The organism is Bacteroides sp. AM16-24, assembly GCF_003471885.1.
Classification (GTDB): Bacteria; Bacteroidota; Bacteroidia; order Bacteroidales; family Bacteroidaceae; genus Bacteroides.
The window spans coordinates 131,081-152,163 of the sequence record NZ_QRKI01000010.1 but is presented as its reverse complement, the minus strand read 5'-3'; the positions used below and the strand labels follow the sequence as shown (position 1 = coordinate 152,163).

Sequence of the window (21,083 nt, the reverse complement as noted above, 5' to 3'; positions counted from 1 at the left end):
TATAATCTGCTTAACTAAGAATTGTTTTGTTTGTACTCCTCAAAAGGGGACCTCTCTTCATTATTATGTCGCAAACATAGGTATATTATTCAAATAAAAAAACTTTTTACCCTAAAAAATGAATTATTTACCCATCTTTTTGAATGAAACACACCACATACAAGCATATAATGCAAAATATGCAACTTATCAAAACACCCACCACCTGTATTTCATTCACAAAGATAGGTAAAATCACCACCCGCCGGAAGAAGAAAGAAACACCCACCCTAAAAGTCAAAAACACCACCCATACGGAAATTCACCACTGTTCAAAAAAAACGATTGCATGAATCACCTCCGAACAAAGATGAATACGCCAATTAAGGGTTCTTTGGGATTCAGCTACCTTTGACACCAAACCAAACAAAACTCACCAATATGAAAAAGAAAAGAAAATTGTTTTTATTCGTTTGTCTATTTACCTCCACCTTATTATATGGGCAGGTAGTCGGCATTAAAACGAATGTATTGATGGATATCACTAAAACCATCAACTTGGGAGCAGAAATCGGCCTGAATAAAAAAGCAACCTTGGATTTGTACTTCAACTACAACCCCTGGAAGGAGAACAACTACAAAATGTTCAAGATGTTCGTTTTCCAACCCGAATATCGTTATTGGTTCTGCGACCGCTTCAACGGACATTTCATCGGCATCCACGCTCACGGCGGCATTTATCAGGCTGCCGGAATCGATATGCCTTTCGGACTTTGGAAAGAACTGGAAAACCACCGTTTCAAAGGTCACTTCTACGGAGCAGGCATTTCTTACGGATACCAATGGATAATGAGTAAACATTGGAACATCGAGGCCAACATCGGTGTAGGATACATCCGGGCCAAATACGAAAAATATCCTTGTATAGAATGCGGGGAGAAAACGGATGAAGGACACAAGAACTATGTAGGGCCTACCAAGGCTGCTGTCAGTTTAATCTATTTATTCTAAAAAACAAACATTGCAAGCAATATGAAGAAAGTTATATACCTTATATTATTAGTGACATTGCCGGGATTGAAATCCCAGGCACAGTCTACCGTTGTGTATAAAGATCAGGTACGCATTGAAAACCAGTCCGTCACACGCAGTGAGGACAACCGCCTGACCATATCCATGGACATCATCATGCAAGCCAACATGAAGATAACCTCCAATCGTTTTGCCACACTGACCCCGATACTTGAAGCAGACGGACGCACTAAGTCCCTTCCACCGGTTGTCATTTACGGTCGCCGCCGGGCGCTGACGCACGAACGCAACAACACCATTCCCAAAGACGCATTCGTGATTCTACGCCGGAAACGTCATACGGACCAGAAAGTAAACTACCTGATACAGTTGCCCTACGAAGCCTGGATGCAAAAAGCCAATCTGGTGATGGATACCGACCTTTGCGGTTGCCGCGACATTGTGGAAGCAAACCAACTCGACCCTATCACTTCACTCAATATCGAGCGCGCCAAGCTGCAACCTGCCATCGCATACATCGCCCCTAAAGCAGAAGAAATAAAACACCGTGCCGCAGAGGGCAGAGCGTACCTCGACTATCCGGTCAATCAGACCGTCATCTATCCGGATTACCGCAGCAACCAAGTGGAACTGGCCAAGATACGTGCCACCATCGATACGATCCGTGCCGACAAGAACATCTCCATAACAGGTATCCGCTTCGACGGATATGCCTCTCCCGAAGGCGGTTATGCCAATAATGCCCGCCTTGCCAAAGGACGTACGGAAGCGTTACTGAATTATGTGCGCAAGTATTACAACTTCCCCGAAGGGCTGATTACCACCACTTCTACTCCTGAAGACTGGAAAGGTTTTCGCAAGTTTATCGAAAACTCCGCACTGCCGCAGAGGAACGAGCTTCTTCAGATAATCGATTTGGAAGAAAAAGACATGGATGCAAAGGAGAAACGCATAGCCCGCTTTGTTGGCCCCGAAACTTACCGGTTCCTGCTCAATGAATGTTATCCTGCATTGCGACATTCCGATTACACAGTATCCTACACTGTACGCGGATTCAACGTCGAAGAAACCCGGGAGCTCATCAACAATCGGCCACAACTATTAAGTCTGCAGGAGATATTCAATCTGGCACAGACTTACGAACCGGGCAGTGAAGAATTCAACCATACCTTCCAAGTAGCAGCCGTCATGTTTCCCGACAACCCGACAGCCAACCTGAATGCAGCGGCCATGGAGATACAGCGGGGCGGCGACCTGACGGTAGCCAAGAAGTATCTGGCCAAAGCAGATCCGGATGCAGGCGCCACCCTGAACAACCAAGGAGTGATAGCCCTGATGGAAGGTGACCTGGATGCAGCCGAACAATACTTCAACCGGGCTAAAGAAGCAAATATAAAAGAAGCTGAAACCAACCTCATCGAGGTGAGCAAACAACGGAATTTCCCGACAGAATAAATAATCTATAACCACTTTTCCTTCTTCACGGGCTCCGGTAAAACGATCCTTGCAAGATTGTCTTTTATCACAATTTGTTCATATCCCGCGCAGAAACGAATGAATCCCGCAAACGATGATTATTATCAGTTTGCGGGATTCTTGTTATGGAGATATTTTCTTTATTTCTACAACTTATCTATCTCGTCAATCGTCAGACCAGTAATGTCGGAAATCAGCAGGTTATCCAACCCTTTTATTTTCATTTTACGGGCATTGGCTATGCGCTCTTCTTCACGGCCTTCAAAAACGACCTTCCTCGCGTTCCGTATAGAGTATCCATTCATAACCAGAAAGAAATGAACTAAATACAATAGCTAATTCCTTTCTTAGGCATTCCTATGCTTTTTCCCTTCCAACGGTTAGCCTTTTCCATCCGATCGTTTATTCTTTCCACCGTGGAGTTTCTTTCTTTCCTCCATGGTGGAAAGAATAAGTACCTACTACAAGTTCCCTTAACCGTCGCAGCGAAAAGGGATAAAAGTGGCGATGCGGCGGCTTAACCTCTGAAACTTAATATTATTTATGCGGATCAGGAGTTGGATTGCGTTCATATCCGCTCGATAATAAAATCAGAGGATGGGAGAATAAGTCACCGGATGACTGAAACGCCATTTCAAATATTTTACAGTGAATAAAACGGCATATTCCGGATTTAAATCAAACGAAACTACTTTTTTTTCGCGGAAGACAATCGTTCCATCAACGACAAATCTGACAAAAAGCACGTGAAAACGCCCTCCATACCCTGATAAACAGCCTGCAAATCATTCATTTTAGATTAAAATACCCACCACTCAAAAAAACTTTCAGATTGCGAGAAAAATAATTTGAGATTGAAAAAAACACCGATCAACGGGAAAGGAAAATGCCCCTACATTTGCAATATCGAAAGAAAGAGATAAACAAAACAAATTATAGAGTTACAAACAAACAAAACCAAAGTATCATCAGAAAGGTATCATCAGAAAGAAAGAATGACTACAGGAAGCTCAGTACTTATCAGATAAGACACTTCCAAATCAACAAAGCCTCTCACGATGTTGAACAGTTCCACATTATTATATAGAGAATGTAATAATGCTCCTCTCAAAAAAAGTCTATAAATGTACTACTTTAAAAGTACAACAACCCCAAAAAGTATTATCAATTTTAAAAATCAAAAGAATATGAAACTTAAAAGTTTATTTTTAGCAAGTTTGGCTGCATTGGCAATGGTTTCTTGCAGCAACGAGAACGATCCTGCCATTGACGGTGGTGTAGATAACGCAGAAAAGAATGCCCTTTTAAATTTGGGATTTGCTTTTCCGAAGTCAGCAGTAACAAGAGCTGATACTGAAGCAGGCAGTGAAGCTGAATATGAGTTTAATAATATAGCTATCATCATAGATTATCAAGAGCCCATTGATAATAAAGGTACTAAGAGAGAAGTAAAAATGCTGGATCGTGCTGCTTTCAGTCCGGCCACGGTGGCACCAAATAGCAATAATGTCGTGATTTATACCAAGGAATCCATTCATGTGACAAAAGGCACAGCTACCATTCATGCAATTCTCAATACTAATTATACGGAAAGTATCCTTCTAAATCCAATAATGCAGGATTTGTCTGCTCAAACATTTATGCCTAGTAGCTATGAAGCACTGGATGCTTTGACACAAAACGGGCCGGCTACTGCCAACAACTTCATGATGACAAATACAACAGAAGGAATAAGTGCAACATTCATTGAAAATAAAGCTACTGATGTCACGATTCCAATGAACCGTGTAGTTGCAAAATTAATGGAAACAAGTACAACGAGAGTATTTAAAAATGTACCGTTGGATTATGAACCTGCAACAACAGGCCTAGTCGAAAAACTACATATAGTCTTGAAAAAGGCTACTTATGTGAATCTGGCAAAGAAGACCAGTCTGTTCCCATCCGAAACCGCAATAAGCACAAATTGGTTTCAGGGATATCCCATGACTTGGAATGCATTGCCAGCCAACAATGGTAGTTTTGAATATATAGACTTGACAAGTGACGCACGCACCCATTACTGTTTTGAAAATGAATCGGAAAGTACTCATACAGGCATCATCTATGAAGCAGTAGCCACTTGGGATGAAAAAGCAGCCCAGACATTTTATATCTATGGAGGAAAAATTTATCTGGATTATGCAGCATTGAAGGAAAAATGCCCAGGTTGTCCTGAAGAAACTGCAACTTCCAAAGACTTCCATGAAAAAGACATCAGAAAATATGTAGATGGAAAGTGCTACTATTACAAGGATATCCAGACCACGACTGAAACAGGATCTGTTCCTAAAATCCAGCGTAACAACGTTTACAAAATAAGTGTATCCAGCGTTGTGAAAATCGGTACCCCAACCATCATCTTCGAAGATCCGGAAACACTTATGAACGTGAGCATTGAGGTTGATCCGTGGACTGTTAATGATAATTCATTAACCCTTGAATAGCCCTCTATAATCTTTAACCATCAATCAATCCTGAGACGGAAGAGGGGGAGTCCCCTCCCCCTCTTCCGTTTTTCTCTCAAAGAACTATCAAACAAAACATCATTATCCCCAAAGCTTAAAAGACAGAAAGCATGAAACGAATATTCACTCACATACAGAAATCAGCAAAGAGTGTACTGCTGCTTACAACAGTATTGGCTGGTGCAATGGCATCCTGCGACTCAGTCCTGGATTTTGAAAAAGGCGATTGCAGCATCGAATACCAAGTCAAGTTCAAGTATGACTATAACATGGAGAAAGTGGACGCATTTGCAACAGAAGTGAAAACTGTTACGCTTTATGCTTTCGACGAAAACGGAAATTTCGTCAACCAGAAAACAGAACAAGGTGAGCGTCTTGCCACCGAAAATTTCGCCATGACCATAGATTTAGCTCCCGGAGAGTATGACATGATTACATGGGCAGGTCTGGACGACCAATCGTTCGCCGTTCCCTTGCTGACCCCGGGGGTATCGAAGCTGAAAGATCTCACCGTACTGACCAGACGTAATATCGATACCAAGGCTACCGGCGAAGAAGGAGAATACATCGTACAACATAACCTCCCCTCCCTGTTCCACGGCAGAGTGGAAAGAGTAACATTAAGCGATAAGCCCAATACCCGCGCCATACAACAATTAGTGACCACTATTCCTTTGGTTAAGAACACCAACAACATACGCATCGTCATCGCCCAGATCAATCAGAACCCCGACCAACCCGTGACGCGCGCCATCAACAAAGAAAGATTCTCATACGCCATTTACGATGACAATGGCTATATGAACTACGATAACACCCTGCTGGAAGACAACATGCTGACTTACCTCCCGTTTGTCACCGAAGACTCCAAGGTTACAACCCGTGCCTTTGGCGACGAAGACGCTGAATATCCGGCAGCCATTGCCGAAATAAGCGTAGCGCGCCTGCTTGAAACGCAAACTCCACAACTGGAGATTATCGACCAGGAGACAGGCAAGCAACTGCTTCCCGACAACTCACTCATCAAACTCCTGGGTCTACTGAAAGAGCAGGATTTCATAGACATGTCCCTTCAGGAATATATGGACCGCGAAAGCCGTTTCGGCGTAATGTTCTTTGTTGACGAGAACCTGACAATGATAAACACCGTGATTCAAATCAACGACTGGATTGTAAATATCAACGATATCGAACTTTAAAAACGGACAAACAATGAAAAAATGGTTATACATATTAGCAGCTATCCTCCTTCAGATACAATTCGTATCTTGCATGGATGAACAACTGGTCGACGGTTCTTACGAAAGCGACATGACCAGCCTGAAAATAGTACTCGATATCCCGGTAGAGAACGCACAGTCACGGGGTCTTGTTTATGGCCCGGACGAGGATGCGGCAAATGTATACGAAAGCGAGATAAACGATATATACGCATTTGCCTTCGACAGCGACAACAAATGTGTTGATAAGTTCAAGACCGTTTATTCATCCGGTACACTCACTGCAACAATCAATCTTGAAAAGACAGCGGCGGACAAACCCATCACCGTAATGGTGATTACCAACCTGAAGAATCAGGAGAACGGAGACGAGTTAGTCGGCAAACTGAATGGCATGGAAGGCAAGACAAAAGAGCAAGTGCTGAAAGAACTGGAATATACCTTCTCCGGAGCATGGAACATTACAGAACGTCAACTTCCGATGTGGGGTGAAACCAAAATCACTCCCCAAAAAGGTAAAACCGTGTTCGGTGATGTAAAATTGTATCGTGCCGTATCCAAAATCAATGTAACGGTGAATAAAGGTAAAAGAATACAAGACAGTGGCACAGATATATTCAAACTACGCAGTGTACGTGTATATTATGCACGTACCAGCGGTTTGGCCGGTTCATTTTATGCGCCTGGAGATAACGAACCAGACAATCCAACAATAGGTTCGCCCACAATCACCCAGACTTCTATGCCCGACGGCGTAGAGTATATGCCAAGATACACAGCAGAACAGGAACCTAACGGAATTCAATTTACAGTAGATAAAGGCAATGACTATGCACTTGAAAACAAAATATATGTGCCCGAAGTAAATCAGCAGGGCGAAGAGCCAATGTGCCTGGTAATAGGCGGTTGCTACATGGGCAGCACTGAAGAAACCTACTATCGTGTAGACTTCAAAAAAGGCAACAAAGGCGATGAATATTATGATGCCCTTCGCAACCATATCTATAACTTCGACATCACAAACGTGAAACGACCGGGAACCGATATACCCGACCCGGCACTGGATCATGTGGTAGTGGGTATGGATGTGAAAATCACAGAGTGGGAAACAGAATTTATGCGCGGCATCGGCGGACAATATACGCTGGAGGTGCAAGGAGGAGGCGTAATAATGGATGCAACCAACCAACAAGGAACCAGCCTATGGGTAAAAACAACTTATAATGGAGGCTGGAAGGTCAGCTCCCAAGTAGGCGATTGGTATACAGTTGAGAAAGATGGCGATAAGGTAAAAATTGTACCTAACTTAAATCAAGGCGGTCAGCGTCGCGGTAGTTTTGTTATCACTTCCGGCAACCTGAATAAAACAATTATGGTACGCCAAAGAGGAAAGGGTACGGCAAACTGCTACATAGTATCAGATAATGGTCATCAGATGGTACAAGACTTAGTTGTAACCGTGAAAGGAAACGGCGAGGATGGCTTGATGGCAGATGGCAAGCCCCTGCATGACCAGAATCCCAATATAGCTCCTGCCTATGCGAAAGTTATCTGGGAAACAGCTGAAGGATTGGTGCAATTACAAAATGTGGTCGATGGAAAAGCCCAGGTCAACGAAAATGGCATTGTACAATATGCAATTGATTTGGGTAAACAAAATACAGATTTAAAGATACCAGGAGGCAATGCCCTGATAGGTGCATTTGATGCTGAGGATCACCTCTTATGGTCATGGCACTTGTGGGTATGTCCCGAATTGGATACAAATGGAGATGGCTACATTAAATATAAAGTAAATGATGAAGAAAGTGATGATGAAAGTAATGATAATTCGGAACCTTTCTTTCAAGAATGGAGCACCGGTTATACATTTATGGACCGTAACCTGGGAGCTCTCAGCAATAAGCCGGGATTGGCTTCACTCGGACTGCTCTATCAATGGGGACGTAAAGACCCGTTCATCGGAGCAGGTGACATTACAGAGTATGCAAAGATAATGGATACAAAGAATCTTGATGGTTTCTCATGGCAAACCAGTGGAAGCGCCTTGAGTGTGGAAGAAGCCCGAACAGCGCCGACAACCTTAAGCAAGGAAGCTCTTACCGGTACCGACTATGCCCTTCTGTGGGGAACGGATAAAGGTTTCACCCCTAATGGAGAAAGGGATGCAGGAAACAAGACTATCTACGACCCGTGTCCGGTAGGTTATCGTGTGCCGCCTGTAGGCTCGGTGGTATTCACAGATGGAAACTTAAGTAGTGCAAACGATAACTGGGATAAAAACAATATATATTGGCCGTACCTTCAGGATCAAAGCATATTAGAAAAGGATAAATATAAAACCGGTGCGAGTTCTTATGGCTTTTGGCTTAATCAGAAAGCCGGAGATAGCAAACCGGAAGGTGTACCCTATTATCCGGCGAATAATGCCGAATCAGTAGAAAATGCCGCCTGGCTCCCCATATCAGGTGTATATGATGGTGATATGACGAAATTTGCACTGGTAGACGGTCAATGGAGTGTTACTGTAAATAGTATTATATGGACCAACTCATCCATTAAAGCCAAGATCACGGAAAATGGTGTCAAGGTCGAGAAGACACGTCCGGGAGCCTTATTCTTACATGGAACGGAAGATTGGCGTACAAACCTGGGACTTTCCCATAATGTTGAGAACAGTGGACGCCATATACACAAATTGATTGAGGGAGATAATGATTTGTACGCCAAGCCAAGCCATGCCGGTTCTGTACGTTGCATCAGGGATCAGAAATCGACGACAGAGGGTTTAATCAAAACTCCGATAAACGTCACATTGGGATCAAAAGAAGGCTCTATATCTCCAGCAACTTTAGTGTCTATCACAGAAAGTTGGGAGGTTGTGAATCCGGGAGCATCCTGGTTCACCATGACACCGGATGAAGGAGGAGCTGGCAGTTCTCAAACAATTACATTCACCGCAACGAAAGAAAATACTACAGGCAAGGAACGTGAAGCTACTTTGACAGTCAAATTCAGTGATGGAACTCAAAAGAAAATCAAGGTAGTTCAAAAAAGTAAACCGGTTTATGTATCAGAAAACTACTTGACGTTTGCAGGATATGGCGACAACGCCGAAGAACGTCCTGCCACACAAGAAATTGATATAACAAACTGGGAAAGTGCAAGTTCAAATAAGAATTGGCTAAAATTGGGAAGATACAAAAATACAGAAATTTATTATAATAGTATAACAAAATTATCATACCCTTATTTTATTATCAGATTAGATAAAAATGATAGTGGAGCGGCACGTACAGGTACAATCACTGTAAAAATAAATAATAGTACTACTGAGACCATAACCGTGACCCAAGGGGTAGACAAAGAATAATAAATGAAACAAGCTAAAATCATAGAATTATGAAGCATATACATCACATATTATACTGTCTGTTGTTCATTGCAGGATTAAGTTCCTGCATCACAGACACGGATTACGATAATTACTGCCCGGGTGACGGAAAGACCGATGCGGACAAGGCGCAAGTTATGCTTAGTTTGTCCATCCCTAATTCACAGTTTCCGTCGGCCACACGCAGCATCTCTGACGACTCGAAAATCAACTCTCTGTATGTATTGGTATTTGAGGGCGAAAAAGAGGACTACGATACGAATTTAAAGAACTATAAGCTGACCGACGTAATAGACATTACAGGCAAATATATAGCAAAAAAGCGGTTCTATGTAGCTATCAAAGAAAGCAAAAAAGCGGTATGCTTGTCTCTCGTAGCCAATGTAGAGGCAGGGAAGATAAGCACGATAAAAAACTCTCTGGACGCCACCCCTCTTACAAGAGAGGCAACTTTGAAAAGCCTGACGTTTGAGAATGCCAGTAATCTATCTTACATGCCCATGTACGGCGAAGCAGACGTGTTTATGGATGGCCTTAGCAGAGAAGTGGGCAACGACGTAACAGTCAACATGGTTCGTGCCCTCGCCAAGATAGAAGTGCAAAACCAATCGACCCAACTAACGAAAGATTTTGAACTACTGGACATTGAAGTCTTAAATACAAATGCCAAGGGATATATAGCGGCAGGGCAAGGCGATATGGAGCAGGAAAGAGTTCAAAGTGTTGCCGCAGCTCCTGTTACCATCGAAGGGATACCAACAGCTTCCGTATATGTAGCGGAGACAACGAACACTAACCCCAGCAAAATCTCAGTTTTGCTTCATGCCAATTTCAAGGGTGAAGCATGCTACTATCGCTTGGATATGATTAAAGATGATGAGACAGAGAATGCAGAAATCCCGGAATTAATACGCAACTATAAATACATATTTTCACTGCAAAACGTGCAATCTGTGGGATATACAAGTCGTGATGAGGCTATAAATGGCAGTCCATCCAACGGAGTAATTAAAGCCCGAATGATGCTTCTCAGCGCAGAAGAGAGCGACATATTGGATATCACCACAGATGACTACTACTTCCTGGGAGTAAACTCATCTACCCTGCAACTGGATAGCTATACGGATGCAAGTGAAGGCTTCTTTACGAAGCTAAAAATCCTGACTAATAATGAAGCAGGATGGAAAATAGTAGATTATCCCGAGGAAGGCGTAAGGTTCACGATAGCTGCTACAGATGGCAGTACAGACGGTACTGCAGGCGGTACATTCTCCTCTGGTGAAGCAAGAAAAGTTATCTCCGTATGGGTTTCTACAAAAACAAATGAGGATTTCAACTTCTACATAACCAGTGGAAAGATTAGAAAGACGATTACAGTAAAAGCCAAACCATAAACAGAATTATTTACATAAAACGATATAAGTATGGAAATGTATGATATCCTATCCCGCGAATCGGAAAATACACAGGATGTGTATCTTTACGAAGTAGGAGGCCATTGGTACGCCTACGGGCGTTCCGCCCAACTCATCAAGCAATTGCAACAAGGGTTAGTGAAGATGAAGCAGTTTGTTAACAGCACTTACGGCAGCGTAATAGACCAGGTGGAAGTAGACTTCAAAGCAACTATAGAGAAGTGTACAATCATTCTCTGTTCCGACTCAGAGATGGTGTTGAAATGTTAAAACAAACATTACTAACCTATATATAAGAAAAGCAAAATCTTCTCTTAACCGGAAGATATTGTTTGTTTTGTTTGTATTCCTCACCCCACTTATTAATCGTCTGTGAAGATAATGGTAAGTGGGTGGGGATTTTTTTTGCCCTTTATTTACTAAAAAATCCATTCACAATAAAACATTCTATCTTGTGATTTGCTTCAAATAAGAATAATCACGACCACTTGTTATCTTAATAAAATGTTCACATGAAACCCATTTTGAACAGCTTGAACCTACTTATGCTGTAACTGCCCAAGAGATAGAAATTTATATAAAATCTTGTTTATTATAAATTGTTGCAACTTTTCTGTGCATGGGATTGTACCACTATTCAGGTAATTCATGTGCCATATAGGTACAAAAAAATGGAGCTTTTCACAAAGCCCCATTTTTCAGTTTTCAATAGGTATTAGTTTTTTTTAAGGTAAAAAGATTGTTTTCAGGATAACGCTGCAAATATAGCGGCTTTTCGAGATACTTACCAAATTAAAAAACATGTCTTATAACATCTTTTTGAATTTTCTTTGATTTTGTTACCACTTATGTAGCCTTTTCTACATCCGCAATCGTTTTCAATGGACAAATATATATCATTTTTCTAACAAACACTAAATTTTATCTAAAAAAGAGCTTATTTCTTAGTTAAAGGGTAATGTTCGTCTGTTTTTCCGCTATGCTTTAGCACTTTTGCATCGATAAAGAAGACTATTTCTTCTGCAATATTAGTGATATGGTCGCCGGAACGCTCCAATTTACGGAAGACACTTACCAGGTTCAAACAGGGAAGTACAGTCTCAGGATGCTGGGCAATGTAGTCTGCTAAAACAGTAGTAGCTTCTGCATTGATTTCATCCAATAAATTATCTTTGGCAAATACCGAAGTCGCCAGATCCTGACTTTCTTCCTGAAGAGCTTTCTTGGCAAGTTCCAGCATAGCAAGTACCTGTCCCTGCATTTCTTCCAGGCGCAATCGTTTCAGAAGTTCCGGATCAAGAACCGGCTCCTTGCAATTCAGAACGAAGCGGGCAATACCCTCGGCAAAGTCACCAAGACGCTCCAGATTCGTATTGATCTTCAGCATGGCAAGCACAAAGCGCAGGTCGATGGCTACGGGATTGTACAAAGCAATGATATCTTCAACATCACTATCTATCTTCAATTCCAAGGCATTCACACGACGTTCGCGTACCAGTACCTGTTGCGCCAGTTCACGGTCAAAGGTCAACACAGCCTCCCCTGCCCTGTCGAGCTGGTTATATACTAAGGTCCACATTTCGTCTATTTCTTTTTTCAGCAAGACGAGTTCCGATTCGATAAACTTTACCATAAATTTCTATTTTAAGATTACTTGTATTATAAATTAAAGAAGACCTGCAGTTCCTGTTTATTTCTCCACAGCAAACAAATGCCTACCCGAAGCGTCCCGTAATGTAATTCTGGGTCTCCACTTTATCAGGGTTCGTAAATATTTTCTTGGTATCATCAAACTCCACCATTTGCCCCAGATAAAAGAACGCTGTCTTATCACTAACGCGCGCAGCCTGCTGCATATTGTGTGTAACGATAACAATCGTATACTGCTCTTTCAGTTCGTGAATAAGTTCTTCTACCTTAGCCGTAGAAATGGGATCGAGTGCAGAAGCCGGTTCATCCATCAGTAACACGGAGGGAGATACAGCCATGGCACGAGCTATGCAAAGACGCTGCTGCTGACCGCCGGAAAGTGCATAGGCAGAAACTTTCAGCTTATCCTTTACCTCATCCCACAAAGCTGCCCCTTTCAGGGATTCTTCTACACGCTGGCGGATGAAGCTACTGTCTGTCACGCCATTCACGCGAAGCCCATAAGCTACATTCTCAAAGATGCTTTTCGGAAAAGGGTTAGGACGCTGGAATACCATACCTACCTTCTTGCGAAGTTCATCTACCTGAATATCTTTTCCATAGATATTCTCTCCATCGATATGAATCTCACCTGTCAGGCGGGTATTCGGGATAAGATCGTTCATGCGATTGAACAACCGGAGGAAAGTGGATTTGCCACATCCCGAAGGTCCGATAAATGCTACTACCGAACGTTCTTCTATCGACATGCTGATACCTTTCAAAGCATGGAAATCTCCATACCAGAAGTTTACATTATTTGCTTCTATTTTACCAATCATTTTGTTTACTGTTTTATTCCCGTTAGTTCATCTTTACTTTTTTCTCGAAATGCTTCCGCAAAGCATTCGCCAGAAGGTTTACCAAAAGGATGATTACGATTAAAACCAGAGCGGTGCCATAAGCCAGCGGAAGCTGGGCATCCATATCCGTGCCACTGGTAGAAATAACATACAGGTGATAAGGCAATGCCATACACTGGTCGAGTATACTTGTGGGGAGTTGTGGAAGGAAATAGGCGGCACAAGTAAACAGGATAGGTGCAGTCTCGCCGGAGACACGTCCCAGAGCCAGAATCAGCCCCGTAATCACATTAGGCATCGCCATAGGCAGAACAACGTGCCAGATAGTCTGCAACTTGGTGGCCCCTAACGCACGGCTTCCCTCACGTAGAGTATCGGGAATGGCTTTCAACGCTTCCTCTGTGGTACGGATAACTAAAGGTACACACAGCAATCCCAACGTAAGTGAACCGGCCAGGATGCTATCGCCAAATCCCATATAGTTAACAAATAAAGCCATACCGAAAAGACCAAAGACGATGGAAGGTATGCCGCTCAGGTTGTTTGTCATCATTCGGATGAACCGGACTACCCAGCCTTTCGGCGCATACTCATTCATATAGATTCCACTCATCACTCCTACCGGAAAGGCAAACAGGGCACTGCCTATCATCAAATAGAATGTTCCGACAATGGCGGGGAAAATACCTCCTGCCGTCATGCCGTCCGTGGGGGCAGTAGTCAGGAACTCCCAGCTAATAACTCCCACACCTTTATATATAATGAAGCCGAGAATGGCAAAGAGTATCCCCACCACTGTCAGGCTCAGCAAACGGAATGTTCCGAATGCAATACGTTGCGAAAGATGTTTCCTATCTATCATACTTATTTTTCTTTTCTCTATAAGACATTATCTTTTCCGGGCTGACACAGCTTCTACCGTGAAGTTTATCAGCAAACTAATAAAGAACAACACTACACCCAAAAGAAATAAGGCTTCATAATGTGCTCCCCCGGCAGGTGCCTCTCCCAGTTCCGCCGCAATCGTTGCAGGTATGGTACGCAACGGTTCCAGAATGGTATGCGGTATGACTGCCGCATTACCTGTCACCATCAGTACCGCCATTGTTTCGCCGATAGCACGTCCGATTCCCAATACCACACCGGAAGTGATACCTGATACGGAATAAGGTATCACCACCTTATATATGGTCTGCCATTGTGAAGCCCCCAATGCAAGGCTGGCTTCCCGCATGGCACGGGGACAGTTGCGCATAGCATCTTCCGTCACCGTTATAATCGTAGGCAATGCCATTATAGCCAATACGATGCTTCCCGCCAGTCCACTTTCACCCACAGGCAGATTGAATACTTTCTGGATGAATGGTACAATCACAATCAGTCCGAAGAAACCATAGACCACCGATGGAATGCCACTCAGCAACTCAATGATCGGTTTCAGCAGATTACGTATCCTGGAATTTGCCACTTCGGACATATAGATAGCAACTGAAAGCCCAAAAGGCAATGCTATCAGGATGGCAAATAAACTCACCCACAGTGTACCGGTTATTAAGGGTAGAAAACCGAATTGTGCGGCAGGTGTAGCCGTCGGAAACCATTCCGCCCCCGCAAAGACATCTTTCACCGAAATGGTGTTATCCTGCAATAAGTGGACGGAATCCGGACGAACAATAAACTGTTGCGGTACAAAAGCAATAATGCCTGGCGTACGTTCCACCAGTTCGGTAATCTTTACTCCGGCATGTTCATAAGCTGCCCCCAGTTCTTCCTCGGTATAATACTGAGTGATATCTTCCAAACGGAAAAGCTGGATGGGCATATCCTGCCCCCCGACTTCATTCCAGTTTGTTATCTCCTCATCGAAAACATCTTTTATCTGAGCTGGGGTTAGCTCACTTACCTTATTATCTTTATTCAGTGCCAATACATATCCTTCTTCAATGACCCGGCTGTTGAACAGTCCCAACGCCTCGGAAAAGAGAAACAGGATGATGAGCACAATGGTGATGCTTGTTACAAAACCGCTACAAGCTAACACTCCTTCTATTATTTTCTCAAAAAGCTTCTTCATAAATGCCTATTGAATTTCGTATGCAAAGAAACCGCGTCGATGTTAAGAAAGTGTGACTAAGGTTTGAAAGAAATGTTTCAAACCTATTACAAAAGCGTTACAACCTCCAAAAACACAAGTTTTGTAATTAGATTGTAATGCGCAATTGTTTTATTTGCAATCAATAAACAAATAGAATAATATTTGGGTTCTATTATCACCCCATTTCAAGTATAATAAAATTCATTATAAATAGAATCAAAAACAATTTTGAATAAAATGAAAACAATAAGTATCATCCTACTCCTGACATTAGCTGTAAGCAGCCTACAGGCGCAACGCATCAAAGGCAGTGACACCGTACTGCCTGTAGCACAACAGACTGCCGAAAGATTTATGGCCCTCAATCCCGACGCCCGTGTTACCGTAACCGGTGGTGGCACCGGAGTGGGTATTTCCGCTCTATTGGACGGAACAACAGATATTGCCATGGCATCCCGCCCCATTAAATTCAGTGAGAAGATGAAAGTAAAGACAGCCGGAAAAGAAGTGGAAGAAGTGATCGTAGCTTACGATGCCCTTGCCGTTGTGGTTCACCCCTCCAATCCCGTAAAGCAACTGACGCGCCAACAACTGGAAGATATCTTCCGAGGTAAGATTACGAATTGGAAGCAAGTGGGTGGAGATGACCGTAAAATCGTGGTGTACTCTCGCGAAACATCTTCGGGTACTTATGAATTCTTCAAAGAAAGTGTTCTCAAAAATAAAAATTACATGAGTAGCAGCCTCTCTATGCCTGCCACCGGTGCCATTATACAATCTGTCAGCCAAACGAAGGGAGCAATAGGATACGTAGGATTGGCTTATCTTTCCCCTCGCGTCAAATCACTGTCCATATCTTACGACGGGACACACTTTGCCCCACCTACTATGGAGAGTGCTACAGATAAGAGTTACCCCATTGTGCGGCCTCTATACTATTATTATAACACAGAAAACTCCGAACAAGCAACCCCTCTCATTCATTTCATCCTTTCACCTGCAGGTCAGGAAATCATTAAAAAGAGTGGATATATTCCCGTGAAATAAGGATATACGAAAAAAATGTCTTACTTTTGTAGCTCGATTTTTAGATTATATACATACCAATTATGGCAGATATTAAGAGCGAAGAAGCAGGCGAAAAAAAGAGCCTCAACTTCATTGAACAAATTGTTGAGAAAGACTTGAAAGAGGGTAAAAATGGTGGTAAAGTGCAAACACGTTTCCCGCCGGAGCCCAACGGATACCTCCACATCGGACATGCCAAGGCTATTTGCCTTGATTTTGGTATTGCAGCCGATCACAATGGCATTTGTAATTTGCGTTTCGATGATACGAATCCGACCAAAGAAGATGTGGAATATGTAGAAGCTATCAAGGAAGATATCCAATGGCTGGGTTACCAGTGGGGTAATGAATACTACGCATCCGATTACTTCCAGCAATTATGGGACTTTGCCATCCGCCTTATTGAAGAAGGTAAAGCATATATCGACGAGCAGACTTCGGAACAAATAGCACAGCAGAAAGGCACTCCTACCCAACCGGGTATAGAAAGCCCTTACCGTAACCGTCCGATAGAGGAAAGCCTCTCCCTGTTCAAGAAAATGAATACAGGTGAAATAGCAGAAGGCGCCATGGTGCTTCGTGCCAAGATTGATATGGCAAACCCGAATATGCACTTCCGCGATCCTATCATCTATCGCGTAGTGAACCATCCGCATCACCGTACAGGGACAACGTGGAAGGCCTATCCGATGTATGACTTCGCTCACGGACAAAGTGACTACTTTGAAGGTGTAACGCACTCTCTCTGTACATTGGAATTTGTTCCCCATCGTCCGCTCTACGATCTCTTTGTAGACTGGGTTAAGGAGGGTAAAGATCTGGATGATAACCGCCCCCATCAGTACGAATTCAACAAGCTGAACCTCAGCTATACCCTGATGAGCAAGCGCAACCTGCTGATTCTGGTAAAAGAAAAACTGGTGAACGGATGGGATGATCCCCGTATGCCGACTATCTGCGGTTTCCGCCGTCGCGGATACTCACCTGAGTCTATCCACAAATTTATTGATAAAATAGGATATACCACATACGATGCACTTAATGAATTCGCTCTACTGGAAAGTGCCGTACGCGAAGATCTTAATACCCGTGCTACGCGTATCTCAGCGGTAGTGAATCCGGTGAAACTGGTTATCACCAACTATCCGGAAGGAAAAGTGGAAGAACTGGAGGCAATCAATAATCCGGAAAAACCGGAAGAAGGCAGCCATCTCATTGAGTTCAGCCGCGAACTGTGGATGGAACGCGAAGATTTCATGGAAGATGCTCCGAAGAAATACTTCCGTATGACTCCGGGCCAGGAAGTACGCTTAAAGAATGCTTATATCGTGAAATGTACCGGTTGCAAGAAAAATGAAGCCGGAGAAGTAGTTGAAGTATATTGCGAATATGATCCGAACACCAAGAGCGGTATGCCCGAAGCAAACCGTAAGGTGAAAGGTACCCTGCACTGGGTAAGTTGTGATCATTGCCTTGAAGCAGAAGTACGCCTCTACGACCGCCTTTGGAAAGTGGAAAATCCACGTGACGAACTGGCTGCTATCCGCGAAGCTAAAAACTGTGATGCACTGGAAGCGATGAAAGACATCATCAATCCGGACTCACTGAATATATTGCCTCATTGCTACATTGAAAAATACGCCGCCGGCATGAAACCGCTTACTTATTTGCAGTTCCAGCGCATCGGATATTTCAACGTAGATCCAGACTCCACACCAGAGAAAATGGTATTCAACCGCACTGTAGGCTTGAAAGATACCTGGGGCAAAATAAACAAATAAAAATAGGATTATAGGAGTAAACAATTAATGAGCAATAAAAACCTGCTGTCCGGCAGGGATAAAGAGTTACAGGAACTTGCCGAACAATATGAAGCGGCAATGTCCGAAAACAAACCGTTCTATCAGGATGCAGATGAGTTAGCTGATCTTGCCGACTGGTATGGTACAAAGAAAAGATATGATAAGGCTTTTGAGATTGCAGAATATGGATTAAAGCTGCATCCCGATAGCACTGAACTTATGATTGAATACGCTTACCTGCATCTGGATAACGGAAAGAAAGCGAAAGCACGTGAAATCATTGAAAATCTTCCCGATACTTATTCGCCGGAAGCAAAAGTGGTGCGTGCCCATTTGCTATTGAGTGAAGGTAAACTGGATGATGCCGAACAGTTACTCGACACGATTGAAGATAAAGCTGATCTGGCAAATGTGGTAGATGTATCCTATATGTATCTTGACATGGGGTATCCGGATAAAGCCTTGGCATGGCTCGATCCGGTAAAGGAAGAATATTCTGATGAAGAAGCCTATATTGCCGTGGTTGCAGACTGCCTTTATGGCAAAGGCATGACCGAGGAAGCAATTCCTTTGTATAACCGCCTCATAGACATGAATCCATATTCGGCTCCTTACTGGTTCGGATTGGCAAGATGCCACTTCGAAGAGATGAACTTCAACCAAGCTATTGATGCTTGCGATTATGCATTGGTGGGTGACGATGAATTTGCAGACGCCTATGTAATGAAAGGGCATTGCTTCTACCAATTAGGTAACGAAGATGCTGCTCTGGAGTATTATCAGAAAGCGGAGGAGCTTCATGGACTTGCTCCCGAATTTATCTATACATACATTGGATTATGCAAGGTATCCAAAGGAGAATGGAAGGAAGGCTATGAAAACCTGGAAAAAGCAATTCTGGAAAATGAAACAGATGAAATTGCTTCTCCAATACTGCCCAGCTTATATGCCAATGCAGGACTTTGCCTCTCCAAGATGGGGAAGAAACGTAAAGCACACCAATATTGTAAAAAAGCACATAAACTGTCACCGGAAGAGCCGGAATCTCTCCTGATAGAGGGTCGCATATACATTGAAGAAGGGGACTACGACAAAGGAATAAAGCAGTGGGCAAAGGCCTTGAATTGCTCCCCTACTGCCGACACTTGGAATGAAATAGGTATGCATAGCATGGAAATCGGTTATCTGGATTATGCCAAGATAGCTTTTGAACGTGTCTGCGAATTGGAACCGGACTTTGATGGTATCAACGAGAAGTTGACGGTACTCTACATGACACTGCATGATAAAGAGAACTTCATAAAGTATAATCAGAAATGCCCCCGCCCATTCGATTTAAAAGAATTGGAGAAGATGCAGATGCTTATGGAAAGCGAAGACCGGGAAGACCTGGCCGCTTATATGCAAAACATCATAAAAGCATTGCAATAAAAAAGAATAGAGAGTAAAGGAATCTTTACTCTCTATTTTATATATACCATCAAGATATTTGTTTGTTATCTCTTATTTAGCACTACGAGTAGAAAGCTTTTCCAGAAAATATACCAGGAAGAAACCCACTATCATCAATACTACAGCCTCAACAACATACTGATTGGGCAGAATATTACTTTCAACCAATGGCTTCACTACTCCATGATTATCAGTAAAAGTTTCTATGGTTTCCTTCCAAGGCCACACTTTGTTTAGTGAACCCAACATGAAACCTGTCAATACAGCCAATGTTATATTGCGGAAATGCTTTAATGCATACGAAAGAATCCGTGAAAAAGAAGTTATTCCAATAAAAGCACCCACAAAAAACACTAATAAAACCGTTATATCAAGTGTTTTGACAGCTTCCATTATAAAGAAGTACTTACCTAACAGTACCAGAATAAAACTTCCCGATATACCCGGCAATATCATAGCACAAATGGCAATCGCTCCACAAAGGAATATAAAAAATAAGTTGGAAGGAGTTTCAGCAGGAGTTGCTACCGTAATATAATATGCAACTGCCACACCTATAATAAATGCCGGAATCGTTTTCTTGTTCCATTCCTTTATGTCTTTTCCTACAAACCATGTGGATGCCAGTACCAGTCCGAAAAAGAAAGCCCAAACCATAACCGGATGGTCCGTAAGCAACCATGTGATAATTTTAGCTAATGAAAATACGCTGATTCCAATTCCCGCCAGCAGAGAGATCAGAAAATTACCGTTAATCGCTTTCCAGAATGCTCCCCATTTTCCTGTGAAAAACAACTTTAAACTTTTTCCGTTAATGCTTTTTATCGAATCTATCAATTCGTCATAAATACCTACAATAAAAGCAATTGTTCCCCCCGATACACCGGGAACCACATCGGCTGCTCCCATTCCCACACCTTTCAGCATGAGTAGGGCGTAGTCTTTTAAACCTCGTTCCATCTTTTTCTTTATCAATTAACCATTAATACTTGATTTATGGGACGCAAAGTAAAACAAAAAAAGCCAGTTACTTACTATAAATCAATCAAAAATATCCGAAAAACACATTGGAATTTTATACAATAGTTAGATACAGGTATAAAAAAGAAATGGTGTATAATAATCTCACGACTACTATACACCTGGTCTTT

At 42.7% G+C, this 21,083-nt stretch carries 16 protein-coding genes; 10 read left to right on the top strand and 6 right to left on the bottom strand.

Features of this window, described 5'->3' with window-relative positions; genetic code table 11:
- Positions 1–420 precede the first annotated feature (420 nt).
- Together DW182_RS13185 and DW182_RS13180 are read left to right on the top strand one after the other, a co-directional pair.
- On the top strand, positions 421–990 hold the full coding sequence (locus tag DW182_RS13185) for a DUF3575 domain-containing protein (RefSeq protein WP_118295816.1): 570 nt from the start codon (positions 421–423) through the stop codon (positions 988–990).
- Positions 991–1,011: 21 nt separating this feature from the next.
- Positions 1,012–2,466 carry a DUF3868 domain-containing protein gene (locus DW182_RS13180; protein ID WP_118295815.1) on the top strand — a complete coding sequence of 485 codons (1,455 nt, stop codon included), beginning with the start codon at positions 1,012–1,014 and terminating at the stop codon, positions 2,464–2,466.
- 167 nt (positions 2,467–2,633) lie between these two features.
- Here DW182_RS13180 and DW182_RS22165 read toward each other — a convergent pair whose 3' ends face one another.
- Positions 2,634–2,792, bottom strand: a complete 159-nt coding sequence (locus DW182_RS22165; RefSeq protein WP_158580805.1) for a hypothetical protein — start codon at positions 2,790–2,792, stop codon at positions 2,634–2,636.
- A gap of 882 nt (positions 2,793–3,674) precedes the next feature.
- On the opposite strand from DW182_RS22165, the gene DW182_RS13165 reads away from it, so the two are divergent.
- The 5 genes from DW182_RS13165 to DW182_RS13145 all read left to right on the top strand — a co-directional run bounded on the left by DW182_RS13165 (position 3,675) and on the right by DW182_RS13145 (position 11,293).
- The gene (locus DW182_RS13165) at positions 3,675–4,973 is read left to right on the top strand and encodes an Mfa1 family fimbria major subunit (RefSeq protein WP_158580804.1); all 1,299 of its coding nucleotides are present in this window, start codon (positions 3,675–3,677) and stop codon (positions 4,971–4,973) included.
- Positions 4,974–5,104: 131 nt separating this feature from the next.
- Complete coding sequence (locus DW182_RS13160; protein ID WP_118295811.1) at positions 5,105–6,193, top strand: FimB/Mfa2 family fimbrial subunit; 1,089 nt, start codon at positions 5,105–5,107, stop codon at positions 6,191–6,193.
- 13 nt (positions 6,194–6,206) lie between these two features.
- Positions 6,207–9,587, top strand: a complete 3,381-nt coding sequence (locus DW182_RS13155; protein WP_118295810.1) for a BACON domain-containing protein — start codon at positions 6,207–6,209, stop codon at positions 9,585–9,587.
- 29 nt (positions 9,588–9,616) lie between these two features.
- Complete coding sequence (locus DW182_RS13150) at positions 9,617–11,002, top strand: hypothetical protein (protein WP_118295809.1); 1,386 nt, start codon at positions 9,617–9,619, stop codon at positions 11,000–11,002.
- A 30-nt stretch (positions 11,003–11,032) separates the two neighbouring features.
- Entirely contained in the window at positions 11,033–11,293 is a 261-nt protein-coding gene (locus DW182_RS13145) for a hypothetical protein (protein ID WP_118295808.1), read from the top strand.
- Between the two features lie 667 nt (positions 11,294–11,960).
- Here the strand turns inward: DW182_RS13145 and phoU are convergent.
- The 4 genes from phoU to pstC form a co-directional block, all read right to left on the bottom strand.
- Entirely contained in the window at positions 11,961–12,656 is a 696-nt protein-coding gene (gene phoU / locus DW182_RS13140) for a phosphate signaling complex protein PhoU (protein ID WP_118295807.1), read from the bottom strand.
- An 82-nt stretch (positions 12,657–12,738) separates the two neighbouring features.
- Positions 12,739–13,494 carry a phosphate ABC transporter ATP-binding protein PstB gene (gene pstB, locus DW182_RS13135; protein ID WP_022391980.1) on the bottom strand — a complete coding sequence of 252 codons (756 nt, stop codon included), beginning with the start codon at positions 13,492–13,494 and terminating at the stop codon, positions 12,739–12,741.
- Positions 13,495–13,516: 22 nt separating this feature from the next.
- Positions 13,517–14,377: a phosphate ABC transporter permease PstA gene (gene pstA / locus DW182_RS13130; RefSeq protein ID WP_118295806.1), complete on the bottom strand. Its 861-nt coding sequence runs from the start codon at positions 14,375–14,377 to the stop codon at positions 13,517–13,519.
- 27 nt (positions 14,378–14,404) lie between these two features.
- The gene (gene pstC, locus DW182_RS13125; protein WP_118295805.1) at positions 14,405–15,589 is read right to left on the bottom strand and encodes a phosphate ABC transporter permease subunit PstC; all 1,185 of its coding nucleotides are present in this window, start codon (positions 15,587–15,589) and stop codon (positions 14,405–14,407) included.
- A 258-nt stretch (positions 15,590–15,847) separates the two neighbouring features.
- Between pstC and DW182_RS13120 the strand changes: the two genes are divergently transcribed.
- The 3 genes from DW182_RS13120 to DW182_RS13110 all read left to right on the top strand — a co-directional run bounded on the left by DW182_RS13120 (position 15,848) and on the right by DW182_RS13110 (position 19,911).
- A complete protein-coding gene (locus tag DW182_RS13120) occupies positions 15,848–16,657 on the top strand; it encodes a PstS family phosphate ABC transporter substrate-binding protein (protein ID WP_007664923.1) in 810 nt (269 codons plus the stop codon).
- 62 nt (positions 16,658–16,719) lie between these two features.
- Positions 16,720–18,459: a glutamine--tRNA ligase/YqeY domain fusion protein gene (locus tag DW182_RS13115; RefSeq protein ID WP_118295804.1), complete on the top strand. Its 1,740-nt coding sequence runs from the start codon at positions 16,720–16,722 to the stop codon at positions 18,457–18,459.
- 27 nt (positions 18,460–18,486) lie between these two features.
- Complete coding sequence (locus tag DW182_RS13110) at positions 18,487–19,911, top strand: tetratricopeptide repeat protein (protein WP_115502761.1); 1,425 nt, start codon at positions 18,487–18,489, stop codon at positions 19,909–19,911.
- 72 nt (positions 19,912–19,983) lie between these two features.
- Here DW182_RS13110 and DW182_RS13105 read toward each other — a convergent pair whose 3' ends face one another.
- Positions 19,984–20,892 carry a DUF368 domain-containing protein gene (locus DW182_RS13105; RefSeq protein WP_044534408.1) on the bottom strand — a complete coding sequence of 303 codons (909 nt, stop codon included), beginning with the start codon at positions 20,890–20,892 and terminating at the stop codon, positions 19,984–19,986.
- Positions 20,893–21,083: the final 191 nt, after the last annotated feature.

What these genes read in the sequence shown, in the direction of transcription:
- DW182_RS13110 (WP_115502761.1), top strand. Translation starts at nt 18,487, where the DNA reads ATGAGCAATAAAAACCTGCTGTCCGGCAGGGATAAAGAGTTACAGGAA.
- DW182_RS13105 (WP_044534408.1), bottom strand. Translation starts at nt 20,892, where the DNA reads ATGGAACGAGGTTTAAAAGACTACGCCCTACTCATGCTGAAAGGTGTG.
- DW182_RS13150 (WP_118295809.1), top strand. Translation starts at nt 9,617, where the DNA reads ATGAAGCATATACATCACATATTATACTGTCTGTTGTTCATTGCAGGA.
- pstA (WP_118295806.1), bottom strand. Translation starts at nt 14,377, where the DNA reads ATGATAGATAGGAAACATCTTTCGCAACGTATTGCATTCGGAACATTC.
- DW182_RS13180 (WP_118295815.1), top strand. Translation starts at nt 1,012, where the DNA reads ATGAAGAAAGTTATATACCTTATATTATTAGTGACATTGCCGGGATTG.
- phoU (WP_118295807.1), bottom strand. Translation starts at nt 12,656, where the DNA reads ATGGTAAAGTTTATCGAATCGGAACTCGTCTTGCTGAAAAAAGAAATA.
- DW182_RS13160 (WP_118295811.1), top strand. Translation starts at nt 5,105, where the DNA reads ATGAAACGAATATTCACTCACATACAGAAATCAGCAAAGAGTGTACTG.
- DW182_RS13120 (WP_007664923.1), top strand. Translation starts at nt 15,848, where the DNA reads ATGAAAACAATAAGTATCATCCTACTCCTGACATTAGCTGTAAGCAGC.
- DW182_RS22165 (WP_158580805.1), bottom strand. Translation starts at nt 2,792, where the DNA reads ATGAATGGATACTCTATACGGAACGCGAGGAAGGTCGTTTTTGAAGGC.
- DW182_RS13185 (WP_118295816.1), top strand. Translation starts at nt 421, where the DNA reads ATGAAAAAGAAAAGAAAATTGTTTTTATTCGTTTGTCTATTTACCTCC.
- DW182_RS13115 (WP_118295804.1), top strand. Translation starts at nt 16,720, where the DNA reads ATGGCAGATATTAAGAGCGAAGAAGCAGGCGAAAAAAAGAGCCTCAAC.
- DW182_RS13145 (WP_118295808.1), top strand. Translation starts at nt 11,033, where the DNA reads ATGGAAATGTATGATATCCTATCCCGCGAATCGGAAAATACACAGGAT.
- pstB (WP_022391980.1), bottom strand. Translation starts at nt 13,494, where the DNA reads ATGATTGGTAAAATAGAAGCAAATAATGTAAACTTCTGGTATGGAGAT.
- DW182_RS13155 (WP_118295810.1), top strand. Translation starts at nt 6,207, where the DNA reads ATGAAAAAATGGTTATACATATTAGCAGCTATCCTCCTTCAGATACAA.
- DW182_RS13165 (WP_158580804.1), top strand. Translation starts at nt 3,675, where the DNA reads ATGAAACTTAAAAGTTTATTTTTAGCAAGTTTGGCTGCATTGGCAATG.
- pstC (WP_118295805.1), bottom strand. Translation starts at nt 15,589, where the DNA reads ATGAAGAAGCTTTTTGAGAAAATAATAGAAGGAGTGTTAGCTTGTAGC.